Annotated in this window: 1 protein-coding gene; it reads left to right on the plus strand. The window is 64.7% G+C overall.

Annotated elements, in window-relative coordinates:
- Positions 1–131: 131 nt before the first annotated feature.
- A partial coding sequence (gene pqqC / locus ACSFE6_RS31525; protein ID WP_435431267.1) for a pyrroloquinoline-quinone synthase PqqC occupies positions 132–609 on the plus strand: 478 nt, incomplete at its 3' end.

Raw genomic sequence — 609 nt, forward strand, 5'->3', positions numbered from 1 at the left:
TGGAATGGCTTTCCCTTGTAAGAGTATTCCCTCCCCCCGGGGGGACTCTCTCCCTTTGGGGGGTGGGTTTGTCCCCCGAAAGGGCCTGCACAGACACCAAAGAATCCACCGGATGTACCCGGAGAGCAGCAATGACCGACACCCCAATGTCCCCCACCGAATTCGAAGCCGCCCTGCGCGCCAAGGGCGCCTACTACCACATCCATCACCCCTACCACGTGGCGATGTACCAGGGCCGCGCCACCCGCGAGCAGATCCAGGGCTGGGTCGCCAACCGCTTCTACTACCAGGTGAACATCCCGCTCAAGGACGCCGCCATCCTGGCGAACTGCCCGGATCGCGAGATCCGCCGCGAGTGGATTCAGCGCCTGCTCGACCACGACGGCGCCCCCGGCAGCGAAGGTGGTATCGAAGCCTGGCTGCGCCTGGGCGAAGCAGTGGGGCTTGCGCGCGAGCAAATCCTTTCTCAGGAACTGGTATTGCCCGGCGTGCGCTTCGCCGTGGACGCCTACGTCAACTTCGCCCGCCGCGCCAGTTGGCAGGAAGCCGCCAGCAGCTCGTTGACCGAACTGTTCGCACCGCAGATCCACCAGTCGCGCCTGGACAGTT

This window comes from Pseudomonas baetica (genome assembly GCF_051216495.1).
In the GTDB taxonomy this organism is placed as follows: Bacteria; Pseudomonadota; Gammaproteobacteria; order Pseudomonadales; family Pseudomonadaceae; genus Aquipseudomonas; species Aquipseudomonas baetica_B.